The sequence below is a fragment of the Dactylosporangium sp. NPDC005572 genome, from assembly GCF_040605515.1.
GTDB lineage: Bacteria > Actinomycetota > Actinomycetes > Mycobacteriales > Micromonosporaceae > Dactylosporangium.
On the sequence record NZ_JBEXCY010000184.1, the window covers coordinates 1 to 16,136 of the forward strand.

Here is a 16,136-nt window from a genome sequence, read left to right on the forward strand (position 1 = left end):
CCGGCAACGGGGCCATCCCGCAGGCCGAGGACCCGCCGACGAGGAAGACCAGCGACAGCGGCGGCCTCTCGTTCGGCTTCTGGGTCGGCATCTTCGCGATCGTGGCCGCGCTCGGCCTGGTCGGGAGCCTGTTCTACTTCCGGCGCAAGGACAAGCAGGAGCCGGACACCGGCATGCACCCGGTCGTGCCGGCCCCGGGAGGCATCCACCGCGCGCCGACCCCGACGACCTACGGCTCGCCGCAGGGCGGCTACGGGCCACCGCCGGGCGGCTACGAGCCGCCCGGTTACGGCGGAGCGCCCACGACGGTGATCAACCCCGGATACCCGCCACCGCCGCAGCAGGGTGGGAACGACCAGACGGTCATCTTCCGCCGGCCGGGCGACCTCTAGCCGGTGCGACGCGCTGCCATCGGCACCGCGCTGGTGTTCACCGCCAGCGGCACGCTGCTCGGCACGTGGGTGTCCCGGGTCCCGGCGGTCGTCAAGCACCTCGACGTGACGCCCGGCGAGCTCGGCCGGGCGCTGCTCGCGCTCGGCATCGGCTCGCTGGTGTCGATGCCGCTGACCGGGCACATCTGCCGGCGGATCGGCAGCCGGGCCTGGGTGGCCGTCATGTCCGTCACCGCCGCCCTGGTGCTCGGCTGCGTGGGGCTGACCGGCGACCTGTGGGAGCTGGGCGCGGTGCTGTTCGCGCTCGGCCTGGTGTACGGCTCGTGGGACGTGGCGATGAACGTCCAGGGCAGCGCGGTCGACAGGCTGGCCGGCCGGGAGTGGATGCCGCGGTACCACGCCTGCTGGAGCCTCGGCTCGATCGCCGGCACCGCGCTCGGCTCGCTCGCCGCCCGCCACGACGTGTCGATCGGCCACCACTTCACGGCGGTGGCGATCGGTGCGACCGCGGTGACCTGGGTCGGTCTGGCGTTCTACATCGACGAACGAACCGGCCAGACTGCCGTGAAAGCCGCAAACCGCGCCAAGATCAGCCGCGGGCTGCTGCTCATCGGCGCGCTCACGCTGTGCGCGACCGTCATCGAGGGCGCCGCGGCCGACTGGCTCCCGCTGTACCTCGACACCGGCCGCGGCCTGTCGGAGGCCTCGGCGGCGCTCGGCTTCACCGTGTTCGCCACGGCGATGACGGTCGGCCGCTTCCTCGGCACCCCGGTCGCGGCGTGGCTCGGCCGGGCCGGAGCGGTCCGCGCCGGCGGCTTCCTCGGCATCGCCGGCGTCGCCCTCACCGTCCTCGCCCCGTGGACGGCGCTCACGTACGGCGGGGCGCTGCTCTGGGGCGCGGGCGTGTGCCTGGTCTTCCCGGCCGCGGTCAGCGCGGCCGGCGAGACGGACCGCCCGGCCGAGTCGATCGCGCTGGTGACGACCATCGGCTACGGCTCGATCCTGGTCGGGCCGCCGGCCGTGGGCGCGCTCGCCGACGTGATCGGCCTCGGCAACGCCCTGCTGACCCTCGCGGTGCTCGCGGCCGGCGTCGCGCTGCTGGCGCCGGTGGTGACTCAGGCCGGCAAGGCGTCCATCGCCCGGTAGATCCGCACGTCGGACACGGGATAGGCGGTCCCGAGCGCCTGCGCGAACAGGCCCACCCGCAGCTCCTCGATCATCCAGCGGATCTCCCGCAGCTGGGGCGTCATCGTCATCGAGGAGGCCAGCTGGTCGTACTCCCGCTGCACCTCGTGCACGGTGAGCATCCGGTCCCGGTCGCGGGCCGGGTCGGTCGGCACCTTCTCGAGCCGCCGTTCGATGCCGCGCAGGTACCGCTCCAGGTCCGGCAGGCGCTGCCATCCCGTGTCGGTGACGAAGCCGCGGTACACCAGCCGCGACAACTGCTGCCGCATGTCGGCCAGCGCCGGCAGGAGCAGCGGGTTCTTGGTGCTGGCGAGGCGCTGCTCGACGTCGTACGAGGCGGCGAGGATCTTCCGCACGCTGTCCACCACGTCGAGCGTCAGGTCGACCACGTCGGCCCGGACCTTGTCGCGCAGGGCGGTGAAGCCCTTCTCGTCCCAGGCCGGTCCCCCGGCGTCGGTCATCAGCTGGTCGACCGCGCAGGCCGCGCAGTCGTCGAGCAGGTCGACGGCGTTGCGGTGCGGGTTGCGGCTGAGCGCCAGCTTCGCCTCGTTCGACAGGCGGCCCTGCACGAAGCGCGCCGCCGGCGGCAGCGTGAGCTGCAGCAGGCGGCGCGTCCCGGCCCACATCTCGAGCGCCTGGCGGGCCGGCAGGTCGAAGGCTTTGATCGCCACCGACGTGCCCTCGTCGACGAGCGCCGGATAGACGGTGAGCGTGTGCCCGGCGACCGTGCGGTGCAGGGTGCGCGGCAGCTCGCCGAAGTTCCAGGACGTGATGCCGGCCCGGGTGACGTCGACGGCCGCCTCGGCGACCGTCTCCTCGACCTTCGGCGCGAGCCGGGACCGCAGCTCGTCCAGGCTCTTGCTCTCGGCGAGCGGCTTGCCGGCGTCGTCGACGATCCGGTACGTCACCTTGAGGTGGTCGGGGATGCGGCTCAGGTCCCACGCCTCCCGCGGGACGCTCACCCCGGTCAGCCGGCGCAGCTCGCGCTCCAGGGCGTCGAGCAGGTGCCCCTCCCCTGCCGGCATCCCGGCCAGGGCCTCGCGGGCGGTGTCGGGGGCGGGCACGAAGTTGCGCCGCAGCGCCTTGGGCAACGATTTGATGAGCGCCGTCACCAGCTCCTCGCGCAGGCCGGGGACCTGCCAGCTGAACTGGGCGTCGTCCACCCGGCCGAGCAGCGGCAGGCCGATGTGGACGGTCACCCCGTCGGCCTCGGTGCCGGGCTCGAACTGGTACGTCAGCGAGTAGCTGCTCCAGCGGTCCGGGTACTGCTCCTGCCGTACCGCATCCGCACCCTGGTTGACCAGCATCGCCGGGTCGAACGTGAGCAGGTCCGGCTGCTCGCGGCGGGTCTTCTTCCACCAGCTGTCGAAGTGCCGGCCGGAGACGACCTCCTCGGCGATGCGCTTGTCGTAGAAGTCGAACAGCGTCTCGTCGTCGACCAGGATGTCGCGGCGGCGGGCCCGGTTCTCCAGCTCCTCGACCTCGTCGAGCAGCCGGCGGTTCTCGGCGAAGAATGCGTGGGTGGTCTCCCAGTCGCCCTCCACCAGCGCGTGGCGGATGAACAGCTCGCGGGACAGCGCCGGGTCGATCCGGCCGTAGTTCACCTTGCGCTGGGCGACGATCGGCACGCCGTACAGCGTCACCTTCTCCATCGCCATGACCGCGGCGGCCTTCTTCTCCCAATGCGGCTCGCTGTAGTTGCGCTTCACCAGGTGCTGGGCCAGCGGCTCGATCCACTCGGGCTCGATGCGGGCGCACACCCGGGCCCACAGCCGGGTCGTCTCGACCAGTTCGGCGGCCATCACCCAGCGCGGCGTCCTGCGGAACAGCGCCGAGCCGGGGAAGACGGCGAAGCGGGCGCCGCGGGCGCCGAGGTACTCGTGCTTGTCGACGTCCTTGAGCCCGACGTGCGAGAGCAGGCCGGACAGCAGCGAGACGTGGATCTGCAGCGGCGCCGCCGGCTCCTCGTTGGGCGTCACGTCCATGGTCCGCAGCACCGAGCGCAGCTGGCTGTAGATGTCCTGCCACTCGCGGACCCGCAGGTAGTTGAGGAACTCGGCCCGGCACAGCTTGCGGAACTGGTTGCTGGACAGCTCCTGCTGCTTCTCCTGCAGGTAGTTCCACAGGTTGAGGTACCCGACGAAGTCCGAGTCCTTGTCGGCGAACCGGGCGTGCAGCTGCTGCGCCTGGGCCTGCTTGTCGGCCGGGCGCTCCCGCGGGTCCTGGATCGACAGCGCCGCGGTGATCACCATCACCTCGCGCACGCAGCCGTTGCGCTCGGCCTCCAGCACCATCCGGGCCAGCCGCGGGTCGACCGGCAGCTGGGACAGCCGGCGGCCGAGCGGGGTCAGCCGCTGCGCGCCCTCCAGCGCGCCGAGCTCCTCCAGCAGCTGCACGCCGGCGGTGACGTTGCGGCGGTCCGGCGGGTCGATGAACGGGAACGCGCCGAGGTCGCCCAGGCCGAGCGAGATCATCTGGAGTATGACCGAGGCGAGGTTGGTGCGCAGGATCTCCGGGTCGGTGAACTCCGGCCGGCCGAGGAAGTCCTCCTCGCTGTAGAGCCGGACGCAGATGCCGTCGGACGTGCGCCCGCAGCGGCCCTTGCGCTGGTTGGCCGAGGCCTGCGACACGGGCTCGATGGGGAGCCGCTGGACCTTCAGGCGGTGGCTGTACCGGGAGATGCGCGCGGTCCCGGGATCGATCACGTACTTGATCCCCGGCACGGTCAGCGACGTCTCGGCCACGTTGGTCGCGAGCACGATCCGCCGGCCGGTGTGCGACTGGAACACCCGATGCTGCTCGGCGAACGACAGGCGCGCGAACAGCGGCAGGATCTCGGTGTTCGGCAGGTCGAGGCGGGCCAGCGCGTCGGCGGTGTCGCGGATCTCCCGTTCGCCGCTCAGGAAGACCAGGACGTCGCCCGGCCCCTCGGCCTGGAGCTCGAGCACCGCGTTGCAGATCGCGTCGAACTGGTCGACCTCGTCCTCCCCCTCGTCCGCCGACTCGATCGGGCGGTACCGCACCTCGACCGGGTACGTCCGGCCGGACACCTCGACGATCGGGGCGTCGCCGAAGTGCCGGGAGAAGCGCTCCGGGTCGATGGTGGCCGAGGTGATGACCACCTTGAGGTCGGGGCGCCGGGGCAGGAGCTGCTTGAGGTAGCCGAGAATGAAGTCGATGTTGAGGCTGCGCTCGTGGGCCTCGTCGATGATCAGGGTGTCGTACTGGCGGAGCAGCCGGTCCTGCTGCATCTCGGCGAGCAGGATGCCGTCGGTCATGACCTTGACCATGGTCTGGTCGCTCGACTGGTCGGAGAAGCGGACCTTGAACCCGACGGTCTGCCCCAGCTCGGAGCCCAGCTCCTCGGCGACCCGCTCGGCCACCGTCCGCGCGGCGATCCGGCGCGGCTGGGTGTGCCCGATCTGCCCGGTCACGCCCCGGCCCAGCTCCAGGCATATCTTGGGCAGCTGGGTCGTCTTGCCGGAGCCGGTCTCGCCGGCGACGATCACGACCTGGTGGTCGCGGATCGCGGCCAGGATGTCGTCCTTGCGCTGGCTGACCGGCAGCTGCTCGGGGTAGCTGACCTGGGGCGTCGCGGATCGGCGGGCGGCGACGCGCCGCTCGGCCCGCTCGATGTCGGCGCGGATCGCCTCGGCGATCGCCTGCGCGTGCCGAGACTTCTTCGCCCCGTCGATGCGCCGCCGGAGCCGGTGCTGGTCCAGCGGCATGAGCCCGGCCAGACGCGCGCGGAGCTCACTGAGCGTGGGGGCCTTTTGTACCTCAGACATGACGCTCGCAAGGATAGGCACGCGTCGCCGCGATTGCCCGGTGATTTTGCCCGGCTGACCGATCGGCGACTCGGCAAGCCGTCACTCCTGCCACTAACGTCACACCCATGGCTCCGTCTGCGCCGGCCCGGCCGCGACCGCCCCGCTCCCTCGAACTGGCCATCGTCGAGGAGGACGACCTGCGCGACGAGGGCGCGTACGTCGCACTCGGCTACTACGACCTCGACCTGACCGGCCGCTCGGCGAAGGGCGCCGAGTTCAACCAGTGCCGCTTCAACCGCACCGACCTCAGCGGCGGCTCGTTCGTGAAGGTCTCGCTCACCGACTGCCTGGTCGAGCAGTCGAACCTGGCCAACCTGCGCGGCGACCAGTCGTCGCTCGTCCGGGTGGCGCTCAAGGGCAGCCGGCTGACCGGCCTGCAGTGGCTCGACGGGCTGTTCCGCGACGTGACCGTGCGCGAGTGCCGGGCCGACCTGACCGTGTTCCGGGCCGCCCAGTTCCGGGCCGTGGTCTTCGAGGACTGCAACCTGACCGGCGCCGACTTCACCGGCGCCGACCTGAGCGGCACGGTCTTCACCCGGTGCGACCTGACCGGGGCCCAGTTCTCCGGCGCGAAGCTCGACGGCGCCCGGCTCACCGGATGCACGCTGGCCGGGATCGGCGGCGTGGCCGCGCTGGCCGGTGCCACGATCGGCACGGAGGACCTGGTGGCGCTGGCCCACGTGCTGGCCGCCGCCCTGGAGATAACCGTCGAGTAACACCACGGGCGGCCGGTTCGCTCTTTCGCGGGGGTTCAACTTGCAGCGCGAAAGGGACGGCATGGTGCGGCGCGTGATCCACACTCTGGTCGACGATCTCGACGGCGATCTCGCCGACGAAAGCCTCGGCTTCGAGGTCGACGGGGTGCGGTACGAGATCGATCTCTCGGCCGCGAATGCGCAGCGGCTGCGCGAGACCCTGGCCCCGTTCGTCAGGGCGGCCCGCAAGGTCGGCCGGGGTCCGGTCGCCGGCGGCGGGCGCGGGCGCACGTACCTCCCGGAGCGCGACTCGCGGCGGGTGAGCCGGGCCAAGAACCAGGCCATCCGCGAGTGGGGCCAGTCGCTGGGCTACGAGGTCTCGGCCCGCGGCCGCCTGAGCCGCGAGCTGGTGGCCCGCTACCACGCCTCGTCTCCGCCCTCGGACTAGTTCATCGCGGCCGGTTTCATCTGACGGCTAGCGGGGCCACCCGAGGCCCGGCGCGACCCGGCTGCCGGCGCGCCGGGCGGTGACCTCGATCTCGATCCGCATCCGGGGGTCGGACAGCCCGCAGACCTGCATGGTGGCGGCCGGCCGCACGCCACCGAGCCACTTGCGCAGCACGGGGAAGCAGGGCTCGAAGTCGGCGGCGTCGGGCAGCAGGTACCGCACGCGGACCACGTCCGCCACGCCCGCCCCACCCTCGCGCAGCGCCGCGTCGATGTTCCGCCAGCACTGCTCGGCCTGCTCGACGACGTCGTCCGAGATGGTCATCGCCGAGTAGTCGAACCCGGTCGTCCCGGAGACGTGCACCCAGTCCCCGTCGACGACGGCCCGCGAGTACCCGATCTCCTGCTCGAACGTCGACCCACTGGAGATCAACCGCCGCTCACCCATGCTCACACGCTATCCGGCAACCCTCCCGGCCGCCGCGCCAGGTCCGCGGGGCCGCACGGGACCCCTGGCATGCTTGTCGGCATGGCGTCGACGGTTCGCTTCACCCGCGAGGACCTCCTGGCCGCCGCCGGCAAGCTGCTCCCCGACGTCATCGCTCCGGGCCTGGACGTCCTGCTCTGCGGCATCAACCCGGGCCTGTGGTCGGCCGCGACGGGCCACCACTTCGCCCGTCCGGGCAACCGCTTCTGGCCGGCCCTGCACCGCTCCGGCTTCACCCCGCGCCAGCTCCGCCCGGACGAGCAGGACCAGCTCCCGTCGTACGGCCTGGGCATCACCAACCTGGCCGCCCGGGCGACGGCAAGGGCGGACGAGCTGACCCGCGAGGAACTGACGGCGGGCGGCGTGATCCTGCGCGCGAAGGTCGCCGAGTACGCCCCGGCATGGCTGGCCGTCCTGGGCGTGACGGCCTATCGCACCGCCTTCGGCACGGCAACGGCCAAGGTCGGCCCGCAGGAGGCAACCCTGGACGGCGTCCGGCTGTGGATCCTGCCCAACCCGAGCGGCCTGAACGCCCACTTCACCCTGGACCGCCTGACGGAGGAGTTCGCCCGCCTCCGGACGGCGGCCGCTCCGAGCGCTCGGCGGGATGTTTTCGGTCGGAAGTAATCCACTACGGTGGGCGCATGACGTTTTCGATCGTGGGGCGGTCTTCCGACGGTGGGGCGGTCGGGGTGGCCGTGGCCAGTAAGTTCCTTGCCGTCGGGGCGGCCGTGCCCGCTGTCGAGGCCGAGGTCGGGGCGCTGGCCACGCAGTCGTTCGCCAACCTTGCGTACCGGGTGCAGGGGCTCGCCATGCTCCGGACCGGGACCGGGGCCGCCGACGCGCTCGCCGGGCTGGTCGCCGCCGATCCCGCCCGGGCCACCCGGCAGGCCGGCGTCGTCGGGACCAGCGGGCCGGGGGCCACCTTCACCGGGGACGAGTGCTTTGCGTGGGCCGGGGGCGTGGCCGGGGACGGGTACGCGATCCAGGGCAACATCCTCACCGGGCCCGAGGTCGTCGCCGACATGGAGCGGGCCTGGCTGGCCTCCGAGGGGTCCCCGCTCGCCCGGCGGCTCTACGCCGCCCTCGCCGCCGGGGACGCGGCCGGTGGGGACAGCCGGGGGCGGCAGAGTGCCGCCCTCATCGTGGCTCGGCGGAAAGGCGGCTACGGCGGTGGCAGTGACGTCGAGGTCGACCTGCGGGTCGACGACGATCCCGACCCGGTCACCCGGCTCGGGGGGCTCATCGAGCTCTGGGAGCTGTACTTCGGCAAGCCCGACCCCGAGACGCTGCTGAAGCTCGACGGGGAGCTTGCCGCCGAGGTGGCGCAGCGGGTCGCCGCTGCCGGGCATCGGGACCTTGCCGGGTGGGCCGGGGTCGAGAACCTCGAAGAGCGCCTGGTCGACGGGCATATCGACCCGCTCGTGCTCGCGAAGCTCCGGGAGGCTAGCGCGACGCGGCCGTAGCCAGCGCGCGGACCACTGTGGAGACCGCCGGGCGGGCCGCCGAGCTCGACCGCACGGCCGCCGTCACGTGGCGGATCAGCGGCTCGCGCAGCGGGAACGACCGCACGCGGTACCTCGGATCCACCGCCAGCTCCGGCAGCAGCGTCACCGACAGGCCGGCCTCCACGTGGGCCAGCAGCGGGCCGTACGAGGCGAACACGCCGCCCAGGTCGGGCTCGAAGCCGGCGCGGCGGCACGTCCGCACGATCAGCTCGTGCGTCCACGAGCCCGGGACCTCGGCCGACCAGACGTGGTCGCGGAAGTCGGCCAGGTCGACCGGGCCGGAGTCCGCCGACGACGCGGCGGTCACCAGGACCACCGCGTCGTCCGTGAGGGGCGTGTGCGTCACGTCCGGGTCCGGCGGCAGGCCGTCCAGGGCCGTCACCGCCACGTCGCACTCGCCGCGGCGCAGGGCGGGGACACTGTCGAGCGGATCGAGCTCCCGTATGTCGACCCGAAGGCGCGAGTACTGCGAGCGCAGCGTGCGGACGGCCGCGATCACGAACGTGTTCACCGCGCTCGTGAACGCGCCGACACGTACGCGGCCGGCCGGCTCTCCGCCGGCCAGCTCGCTGTCCAGGGTCACCGCCTCGGCGCGGGCCGCGTCCATCTGGTCGAGGATCACGCGGGCGTGGCGGACCAGGGCCGCGCCGGCGGGCGTCAGCCGCAGCCGGCGGCCCGCCCGCTCGAACAGGCGGGCGCCGACCTCCCGCTCCAGCACACCGAGCTGCTGCGAGACGGTCGACGGGCTCAGCCGCGCGGCCTCGGCGACCGCCCGCACGGTGCCGAGGCCCTCCAGCAGGCTCAACAGCCGCAGGCGCCAAGGATCCAGCATTGTTCGATTTTGCCGTACAGCATGTGCGTCATCATGCGCTGGAGCCAAACAACAGCCGCGTTCTACCGTCGGTCCATGACGGCGCAGGAGTTCTGGCAGGACGTCGACCGGCATGTCGTGCGGTACGGCGGGACCTTCACCCCCGAGATCATCGCCCGGGCCCAGGGCAGCTACGTGTTCACCGAGGACGGCCGGAAGATCCTCGACTTCACCTCCGGGCAGATGAGCGCCATCCTCGGCCACGCCCACCCGGAGATCGTCGCGACCGTCCAGCGGCAGGTGGCCGAGCTCGACCACCTCTTCAGCGGCATGCTCTCCCGGCCGGTCGTCGACCTGTCCCGGCGGCTCGCCGAGTCCCTGGCCGGCGTCGGTGCGGGGACGCTGACGAAGACGCTGCTGCTGACCACCGGTGCCGAGGCGAACGAGGCCGCGGTACGCATGGCCAAGCTGGTCACCGGCGGGCACGAGATCGTGTCGTTCGCCCGCTCGTGGCACGGCATGACCCAGGCCGCGGCGGCCGCCACCTACAGCTCGGGCCGCAAGGGCTACGGCCCGGCCTCGCCCGGCAACTTCGCGATCCCGACGCCGAACGCGTACCGGCCCGACTTCACCGCCGCCGACGGCAGCCTCGACTGGCGCCGGCAGCTCGACTTCGCCTTCGAGCTCGTGGACGCGCAGTCGGTCGGCAGCCTGGCCGCCTGCATCGTCGAACCGATCCTGAGCTCCGGCGGGGTCATCGAGCCGCCGCCCGGGTACTTCGCCGCGCTGCACGCCAAGTGCCGCGAGCGGGGCATGCTGCTCATCCTCGACGAGGCGCAGACCGGGCTGTGCCGCACCGGCACGTGGTACGCCTTCGAGCGCGACGGGATCGTGCCGGACATCCTCACCCTGTCCAAGACGCTCGGCGCCGGCCTGCCGCTCGCGGCCGTGGTCACCAGCGCGGCGATCGAGGAGGCCGCCCACGAACGCGGCTTCCTCTTCTACACCACGCACGTCTCCGACCCGCTGCCGGCGGCGGTCGGCAACACCGTGCTCGACATCCTCCGGCGCGACGCGTTCGACCAGCGGGCCCAGAAGCTCGGCGACCACCTGCGGCGCGGGCTGCTGGAGCTGCGGGACCGGCACGAGGTCGTCGGCGACGTCCGCGGGCGGGGCCTGCTCCAGGGCCTCGAGCTGGTGCTCGACCGGGAGACCAAGGAGGGCGCGGACCGGCTCGGCGCCGCCGTCACCCGGCGGTGTTTCGAGCTCGGCCTGCACATGAACGTGGTGCAGCTGCCCCGGATGGGTGGGATCTTCCGGATCGCTCCGGCTCTCACCAGTACCGAGGAAGAAATCTCGCTCGGACTGGAGATGCTCGACGAGGCGCTGAGCTCGGCCAGCGTCTAGTCCAGCCCCGACCGGACGGCGTACAGGGCCGCCTGCGTGCGGTCCTGGACGCCGAGCTTGGTGAGGATCGCGCTCACGTGCGTCTTCACCGTCTTCTCGGCCAGCCCGAGGGCGCGGGCGATCTCCCGGTTCGACCGGCCCCGCGCCACCTCGGCCAGCACCTCCCGCTCGCGGGGGGTCAGGTGGGCCGCCTCCGGCGGCGGGCCGCTGTCCGCGAGCAGCCGGGCCACGTCGGGGTGCAGCAGCACGTGCCCGGCGTGCACCGCCCGGATCGCGGCGGCCAGCGCGGGCGGGTCGACGTCCTTGTACACGTAGCCGGCGGCCCCCGCCCGGACCGCGGGCAGCACCGCCGACGGGTCGGTGAAGCTGGTGATCACCAGCACCCTGGGCCGCGCGGCGTCGGCGGCCCGCAGCCCGCGCAGTGCCTCCACGCCGTCGCCGCCGGGCATCCGCAGGTCGAGCAGGACCACGTCGGGGTCGGTCGCCGCCACCGCGGCCAGGCACGAGGCGCTGTCGTCGGCCTCGCCGACCACCGTGATGTCGTCCTGGAGGTCGAGGAACGTGCGCAGCCCCTGCCGTACCACTGGATGATCATCGACGACGAGCACGCGGATCTCAGCCACCGGGCACCTCCAGGGTGACGGTCGTGCCCGCGCCCGGCCGCGAGGCCACCTGCAGGCGGGCGCCGGCGCTGCGGGCCCGCTCGCGCATCGACGCCAGCCCGAGCCGCTGCCCGACGGCCTTCGCGGCGGTGTCGAACCCGGCGCCGTCGTCGGTCACGGTCAGCACCACGCCCGGGCCGGCCCGGCGCAGCTCGATCGCGACCCGGCTCGGCGCCCCGTGCCGCAGGGCGTTGTGGAGGGCCTCCTGCGCCACGCGGTACGCGGCCTCCTCCCGCGCCGCCGGCAGCCGCGGCACGCCGTCGCCCGCGAACGTCACCTTCGCCTCGTGGACCCGGTCCAGCAGCTCGGCCTGCCTGGCGAGCGCCGCCGCCAGCCCGTCGCCGGCCAGGTCGACCGGCCGCAGCCCGACGACGATCGACTTGAGCTCGGCGGTCGCGTCGGCGGCGAGCCGGCGCACCGTGTCGAGCTCGGCGACCGCCCGGGCCGGGTCGCGCTCGACCAGCGCGGCCGCCGCCTCCGCGGTGAGCCGCAGGCTGAACAGCTTCTGGGTCACCGCGTCGTGCAGCTCGCGGGCGATCCGCTGGCGTTCCTCCACAATGGACAGCTCCCGGCTGCGCTCGTAGAGCCGGGCGTTGACGATCGCGATCGCCGCGTGGCCGGCCAGCAGCTTGAGCAGCTCCTCGTCGTCCGCCTCGAACCGGCCGCTGCGCTTGTTGGCCAGGAACAGCTCGCCCAGGATCTCGTCGCCGTCGACGATCGGCATGCCCAGGAAGTCGACCATCTCCGGGTGCGCCGCCGGCCAGCCCTCGAACCGCGGATGGGTACGGATGTCGGCCGAGCGCACCGGCGAGGGGTCGCTCAGCATCGCGCCGAGCAGGCCGTGCTGGCGCGGGATCGGGCCGATCGCCCGCCACTGCGCGGCGGTCAGGCCGTCGGCCAGGAACTCGCGGAACGAGCCGTTGCCGTCGGGGATGCCCAGCGCCGCGTACTGGGCGTCGAGGAGCCGCCGCGCCGCCGAGACGATCGTCTGCAGCACCTCGCGCACCGAGAGGTGGGCGGTGACGGCCAGCACGGCGGCGCTGACCTCCCGCAGCTCGTCACGGTCGCAGGTGGGCACGCCATCTACGGTACCGACGGGGGGTCTTAGGACGAAGGTCCCGGGTCCTCGCCGGTCCACGGTCCGATGGCGCCGGGCCGCCGGCTTCCTAGCGTCGAAGGCATGACCGGAACCGCCATCGTCACCGGGGCCTCGCGGGGCCTCGGCCGCGCCCTGACCACCGCGCTCGCCGCCGCCGGCTGGACCGTCGTGGTCGACGGCCGCACGCTGTCCATCTCGCTGCCGGGCGTGATCCCCGTCCCGGGCGACGTCACCGACTCGTGGCACCGCGCCCGGCTCGTGGACACCGCCCTCGGCACCGGCCGGCTCGACCTGCTGGTGAACAACGCCGGCATCCTCGGGCCGAGCCCCCGCCCGCCCTTGGCCGACTACTCGCTGACCGCGCTGCGGGAGGTGTTCGAGGTGAACGTGTTCGCACCGCTCGCACTGACGCAGCTCGCCCTGCCGTCCCTGCGCTCCTCGGACGGCGCGGTCGTGAACATCAGCTCCGACGCGGCCGTCGAGGCGTACGAGGGCTGGGGCGGCTACGGGGCCGCCAAGGCCGCCGTCGAGCAGGCCAGCAACGTGCTCGCCGCCGAGGAGCCGAAGCTGCGCGTCTGGTGGGTCGACCCGGGTGACCTGCGCACCCAGATGCACGCCGAGGCGTTCCCGGGCGAGGACATCAGCGACCGGCCGCTTCCGGAGTCGGTGGCGCCCGCCTTCGTCGAGCTGGTGACCGGCCGGCCACCGTCGGGGCGGGTGCGGCTGTGACCGCCGTGCTCTTCGAGCTGCCGCCGTCCCTAGAGGCCCACGAGCCACCGGCCGTGCGCGACCAGGTGCGGTTGCTGGTGAGCAACGGCGACGAGATCTCCCACCACCGGTTCACCGACCTGCCGGCGCTGCTGCGCCCCGGGGACGTGCTCGTCGTCAACACGTCGGCGACGCTGCCGGCGTCGGTACCGGTGGTGGGGGCGCCGCTGCGGCTCAACTTCTCCTCCGAGCTGCCGTCCGGCCGGTGGCTGGTCGAGGTGCGGGGCTCGGACCTGCGGCCCCGGCCCGGAGCCGCCGGTGTGGTCGCGCTGCCCGGCGGCCACTCGGTGACGCTCCTGGAGCCGTACTCCCGCGGCCGTCTCTGGGTGGCGTCCGTGGATTTTCCGGTGCACGAGTTCCTGCGGCGGCACGGCGAGCCGATCCGCTACCCGTACGTCCGCCGCGCCTGGCCGATCGAGGCCTACCAGACGGTCTTCGCCACCCACCCCGGCAGCGCCGAGATGCCGAGCGCCGCGCGCCCCTTCAGCGACCGGGTGGTGACCCGCCTGGTCGCCGCCGGCGTCCAGTTCGCCCCGCTGGTGCTGCACACCGGGGTGGCGTCCCCGGAGGCCCACGAGCGTCCCTATTCGGAGTTCTATTCGGTACCGCCGGCGAGCGCGCGTCTCGTGAACGCGGCCCGGGCGGCCGGTTCCCGCGTCGTCGCCGTCGGCACGACCGCCGTGCGCGCCCTGGAATCGGCGGTGGACCCGTCCGGCACCGTGGTGGCCCGCGAGGGCTGGACGGACCTGATCGTCACGCCGTCCCGCGGCGTCCGCGTGGTCGACGGCCTGCTGACCGGCTTCCACGAGCCGCGCGCCTCACACCTCGACCTCCTGGCCGCGGTGGCCTCCCGGCGTGTCCTGGAGCGCTCGTACGCGGCCGCGCTCTCGTCCGGCTACCGCTGGCACGAGTTCGGCGACGTGCACCTGCTGCTACCGTCACCGGCGTGACGTACGCCTACGTCGGCCCACCCTCGCTGCTGCGTGCCCCGGCCCCGGCGGGCACTCCCGTCGCGTCGCCGGCCGACTTCGCCGCGTGGCTGGCCGCGCAGACCGCGGCCGACCTGGCCGAGCCGTTCACGTTCGTGGTCATGCCCGACGGCGTGCTGCGGCTGGCCCCGCGGCGCAGCGAGCACGTGGCCTGCGCCGGCGGGGCCGACGTGCTGAGCGCGGGCGAGATCTCCTTCGCCGGCGGCACGGTCCGCGAGGTCACCAACCAGTCGACGGGCTACTGCCCGGCCGCCTCGTCCTGGCCGGCGGTCGCGGCCGCCCTGGACCGCGCGGCCCTCCCGCACCCGGCCGGCTTCACGGCGGCGCTGACGTACCGCCACTGCCCGGCCTGCACGGCGCTGAACGTGGTACGCGACGAGGACTACACGTGCGCGGTCTGCGGTTCGGCGCTGCCGCTGTAGGGTCGGCGCATGGACGATCAGGTCGTGCTGGCCCTGCGGGAGTTCGCGGCCCGCATCGATGCGTATGACGCGCTGCCCGGCCCGGCCGTGGCCGAGGTCCGGGTCGGCTCGGAAACCGTGGTCCTGCGCGCGCCGGTGGTGCACGCGTTGGCCGAGGCACTGCGCTCCTACCAGGACCCGCGCGACCGCGGCACCTGCGACCACTGCGGCGGCCCGCGTCTGGACGACAACTTCGTCTGCGCCGACTGCGGCCAGCCGAGCGGCGTCTTCGGCCAGCTGCTGCGCGAGCGCGCCGCCCGCTTCGAGACCCCGGACGCCCTCCCCGGCGCGTGACCCGGTGCGCCACGTCCGCATCGCCGCCGACGAGCGGGGCAACCACCTCGACCCCACCCCCTACCTCGACGCCCTGCCGGGCTTCGCCGCCGCCCTGCCACCCGGCGCCCGCGCCTTCGCGACCGACCCGGAGCACTACAACTTCTTCGGCAAGCGCTCTGTCAAGGACCTCAAGCTGCGCGGCATCGGGTTCGCCGACGGGGACGCCGAGCTGAGGTTCGGTCACAGCTGCTGGAAGCACGAGGAGGACCTGACGATCCGGTACCTCGGCCTCCAGGCGATCCAGGTCGACCTCGACGGCTCGCACGACGTGATCCTCGACGAGATCCTGCCGGCCGCGCCGGGCTGCACCCACGAGATCGCGTGCCTGGGCGGCTCGCTGACCGTGACGTGCCGCGACCTGTCGGCCGACTGGACCTGGGCCGACTGCCCTGAGCGGCCGCCCCGCTGAGAGGGCCGAACTCTCTGGGCACTCGCGACGCCGACCGACACGCCGCGCAGAATGCCCGACCTCCCGCTTGCCCACCACCCAGCCAACGTCGACGAGTCCGATCGGTCGACCAAACAAACAAAGCCACGCCGCGCTACGGGCGCCGAGGCGGGGTTTCGGTCGGTCGACCGACCAACCAGGCACCAGCACCAGCACCAGCACCAGCAACGTCACACGGAAACTCGGTCAGTCGACCGACCAGACAAAGCCACGCCCCCGACCCGCTCCGTGAGGGTTCGGTCGGTCGACCGACCAAACACGCCCCACCACCAGCAACCTAACACTGAACTCAGTCGGTCGACCGATCGAACTTGCCCCGGTGCCAGGACCTCACGCGGAGTTCGGTCGGTCGACCGACCCGGCGCGTTGCCCGCAGCCCGGTGAGGCTCGGTCGGTCGACCGACCTAACTGGCCGCGGCGCCTGGGATGTGACGAGGAAATCCACCGTCACGTCCGCCTGCCACAGCGAGGGCAGCCCAGCCCACCGGCATGCCAGCGCACGTGCGGCGGCCACGGCGGGCGGAGCGCACAGGCGGACGGCCCGCCGCGGGCAGGCGGCGGCAGGGCGAGCCGGCCAGCGAAGCGAGCCAGCGAAGCGATCCAGCCAGCCA

General features: G+C 73.2%; 16 protein-coding genes and 1 pseudogene. 12 read left to right on the forward strand and 5 right to left on the reverse strand.

Annotated features, from left to right (window positions below; all coding sequences use genetic code 11):
* Together ABZS66_RS47805 and ABZS66_RS47810 are read left to right on the forward strand one after the other, a co-directional pair.
* Window positions 1-392 (forward strand): annotated as a pseudogene (locus tag ABZS66_RS47805) (hypothetical protein); the annotation flags it as partial.
* A 3-nt stretch (window positions 393-395) separates the two neighbouring features.
* Window positions 396-1,538 carry an MFS transporter gene (locus ABZS66_RS47810; RefSeq protein WP_354769705.1) on the forward strand — a complete coding sequence of 381 codons (1,143 nt, stop codon included), beginning with the start codon at window positions 396-398 and terminating at the stop codon, window positions 1,536-1,538.
* Here the strand turns inward: ABZS66_RS47810 and hrpA are convergent.
* Window positions 1,508-5,365: an ATP-dependent RNA helicase HrpA gene (gene hrpA / locus ABZS66_RS47815; RefSeq protein ID WP_354769706.1), complete on the reverse strand. Its 3,858-nt coding sequence runs from the start codon at window positions 5,363-5,365 to the stop codon at window positions 1,508-1,510. The two genes, ABZS66_RS47810 and hrpA, sit on opposite strands and share 31 nt — an antisense overlap.
* A 107-nt stretch (window positions 5,366-5,472) precedes the next feature.
* On the opposite strand from hrpA, the gene ABZS66_RS47820 reads away from it, so the two are divergent.
* Together ABZS66_RS47820 and ABZS66_RS47825 are read left to right on the forward strand one after the other, a co-directional pair.
* A complete protein-coding gene (locus ABZS66_RS47820; protein ID WP_354769707.1) occupies window positions 5,473-6,123 on the forward strand; it encodes a pentapeptide repeat-containing protein in 651 nt (216 codons plus the stop codon).
* A gap of 73 nt (window positions 6,124-6,196) precedes the next feature.
* Window positions 6,197-6,550 (forward strand): Lsr2 family protein, encoded by a 354-nt coding sequence (locus tag ABZS66_RS47825; RefSeq protein WP_354769708.1) that lies wholly within the window; start codon window positions 6,197-6,199, stop codon window positions 6,548-6,550.
* Window positions 6,551-6,577: 27 nt separating this feature from the next.
* Here the strand turns inward: ABZS66_RS47825 and ABZS66_RS47830 are convergent, their stop codons facing one another.
* On the reverse strand, window positions 6,578-6,997 hold the full coding sequence (locus ABZS66_RS47830; RefSeq protein WP_354769709.1) for a RidA family protein: 420 nt from the start codon (window positions 6,995-6,997) through the stop codon (window positions 6,578-6,580).
* Window positions 6,998-7,078: 81 nt separating this feature from the next.
* Between ABZS66_RS47830 and mug the strand changes: the two genes are divergently transcribed.
* Together mug and ABZS66_RS47840 are read left to right on the forward strand one after the other, a co-directional pair.
* Window positions 7,079-7,663: a G/U mismatch-specific DNA glycosylase gene (mug, locus tag ABZS66_RS47835; protein WP_354769710.1), complete on the forward strand. Its 585-nt coding sequence runs from the start codon at window positions 7,079-7,081 to the stop codon at window positions 7,661-7,663.
* A gap of 17 nt (window positions 7,664-7,680) precedes the next feature.
* A complete protein-coding gene (locus ABZS66_RS47840; RefSeq protein WP_354769711.1) occupies window positions 7,681-8,502 on the forward strand; it encodes a DUF1028 domain-containing protein in 822 nt (273 codons plus the stop codon).
* Here the strand turns inward: ABZS66_RS47840 and ABZS66_RS47845 are convergent.
* A complete protein-coding gene (locus tag ABZS66_RS47845) occupies window positions 8,483-9,376 on the reverse strand; it encodes a LysR substrate-binding domain-containing protein (protein ID WP_354769712.1) in 894 nt (297 codons plus the stop codon). The genes ABZS66_RS47840 and ABZS66_RS47845 overlap by 20 nt on opposite strands.
* A gap of 75 nt (window positions 9,377-9,451) precedes the next feature.
* Between ABZS66_RS47845 and ABZS66_RS47850 the strand changes: the two genes are divergently transcribed.
* Entirely contained in the window at window positions 9,452-10,762 is a 1,311-nt protein-coding gene (locus tag ABZS66_RS47850; RefSeq protein WP_354769713.1) for an aspartate aminotransferase family protein, read from the forward strand.
* Here the strand turns inward: ABZS66_RS47850 and ABZS66_RS47855 are convergent.
* Both ABZS66_RS47855 and ABZS66_RS47860 read right to left on the reverse strand, forming a co-directional pair.
* Complete coding sequence (locus ABZS66_RS47855; RefSeq protein WP_354769714.1) at window positions 10,759-11,385, reverse strand: response regulator transcription factor; 627 nt, start codon at window positions 11,383-11,385, stop codon at window positions 10,759-10,761. The genes ABZS66_RS47850 and ABZS66_RS47855 overlap by 4 nt on opposite strands.
* Window positions 11,378-12,502, reverse strand: coding sequence for a GAF domain-containing sensor histidine kinase (locus ABZS66_RS47860; RefSeq protein WP_354769715.1), 1,125 nt, complete (start codon window positions 12,500-12,502; stop codon window positions 11,378-11,380). Before ABZS66_RS47860 ends, ABZS66_RS47855 begins: the two co-directional genes overlap by 8 nt.
* Window positions 12,503-12,604: 102 nt before the next feature.
* Between ABZS66_RS47860 and ABZS66_RS47865 the strand changes: the two genes are divergently transcribed.
* Genes ABZS66_RS47865 through ABZS66_RS47885 form a run of 5 tightly spaced genes read left to right on the forward strand, consistent with a single transcriptional unit; the run spans window position 12,605 to window position 15,486 of the window.
* Window positions 12,605-13,252, forward strand: coding sequence for an SDR family oxidoreductase (locus ABZS66_RS47865; RefSeq protein ID WP_354769716.1), 648 nt, complete (start codon window positions 12,605-12,607; stop codon window positions 13,250-13,252).
* Window positions 13,249-14,241, forward strand: coding sequence for an S-adenosylmethionine:tRNA ribosyltransferase-isomerase (locus tag ABZS66_RS47870; protein WP_354769717.1), 993 nt, complete (start codon window positions 13,249-13,251; stop codon window positions 14,239-14,241). The genes ABZS66_RS47865 and ABZS66_RS47870 overlap by 4 nt, the downstream gene beginning before the upstream one ends.
* Window positions 14,238-14,702, forward strand: coding sequence for a hypothetical protein (locus tag ABZS66_RS47875; protein ID WP_354769718.1), 465 nt, complete (start codon window positions 14,238-14,240; stop codon window positions 14,700-14,702). Before ABZS66_RS47870 ends, ABZS66_RS47875 begins: the two co-directional genes overlap by 4 nt.
* Window positions 14,703-14,711: 9 nt before the next feature.
* On the forward strand, window positions 14,712-15,035 hold the full coding sequence (locus ABZS66_RS47880) for a hypothetical protein (RefSeq protein WP_354769719.1): 324 nt from the start codon (window positions 14,712-14,714) through the stop codon (window positions 15,033-15,035).
* Window positions 15,036-15,039: 4 nt separating this feature from the next.
* Window positions 15,040-15,486, forward strand: coding sequence for a hypothetical protein (locus tag ABZS66_RS47885; protein WP_354769720.1), 447 nt, complete (start codon window positions 15,040-15,042; stop codon window positions 15,484-15,486).
* Window positions 15,487-16,136 lie beyond the last annotated feature (650 nt).

Bases quoted from the DNA above. Each gene is read 5' to 3' on its own strand.
- ABZS66_RS47820 (WP_354769707.1), top strand. From the start codon at position 5,473: ATGGCTCCGTCTGCGCCGGCCCGGCCGCGACCGCCCCGCTCCCTCGAA.
- mug (WP_354769710.1), top strand. From the start codon at position 7,079: ATGGCGTCGACGGTTCGCTTCACCCGCGAGGACCTCCTGGCCGCCGCC.
- ABZS66_RS47845 (WP_354769712.1), bottom strand. From the start codon at position 9,376: ATGCTGGATCCTTGGCGCCTGCGGCTGTTGAGCCTGCTGGAGGGCCTC.
- ABZS66_RS47880 (WP_354769719.1), top strand. From the start codon at position 14,712: ATGGACGATCAGGTCGTGCTGGCCCTGCGGGAGTTCGCGGCCCGCATC.
- ABZS66_RS47865 (WP_354769716.1), top strand. From the start codon at position 12,605: ATGACCGGAACCGCCATCGTCACCGGGGCCTCGCGGGGCCTCGGCCGC.
- ABZS66_RS47850 (WP_354769713.1), top strand. From the start codon at position 9,452: ATGACGGCGCAGGAGTTCTGGCAGGACGTCGACCGGCATGTCGTGCGG.
- hrpA (WP_354769706.1), bottom strand. From the start codon at position 5,365: ATGTCTGAGGTACAAAAGGCCCCCACGCTCAGTGAGCTCCGCGCGCGT.
- ABZS66_RS47840 (WP_354769711.1), top strand. From the start codon at position 7,681: ATGACGTTTTCGATCGTGGGGCGGTCTTCCGACGGTGGGGCGGTCGGG.
- ABZS66_RS47830 (WP_354769709.1), bottom strand. From the start codon at position 6,997: ATGGGTGAGCGGCGGTTGATCTCCAGTGGGTCGACGTTCGAGCAGGAG.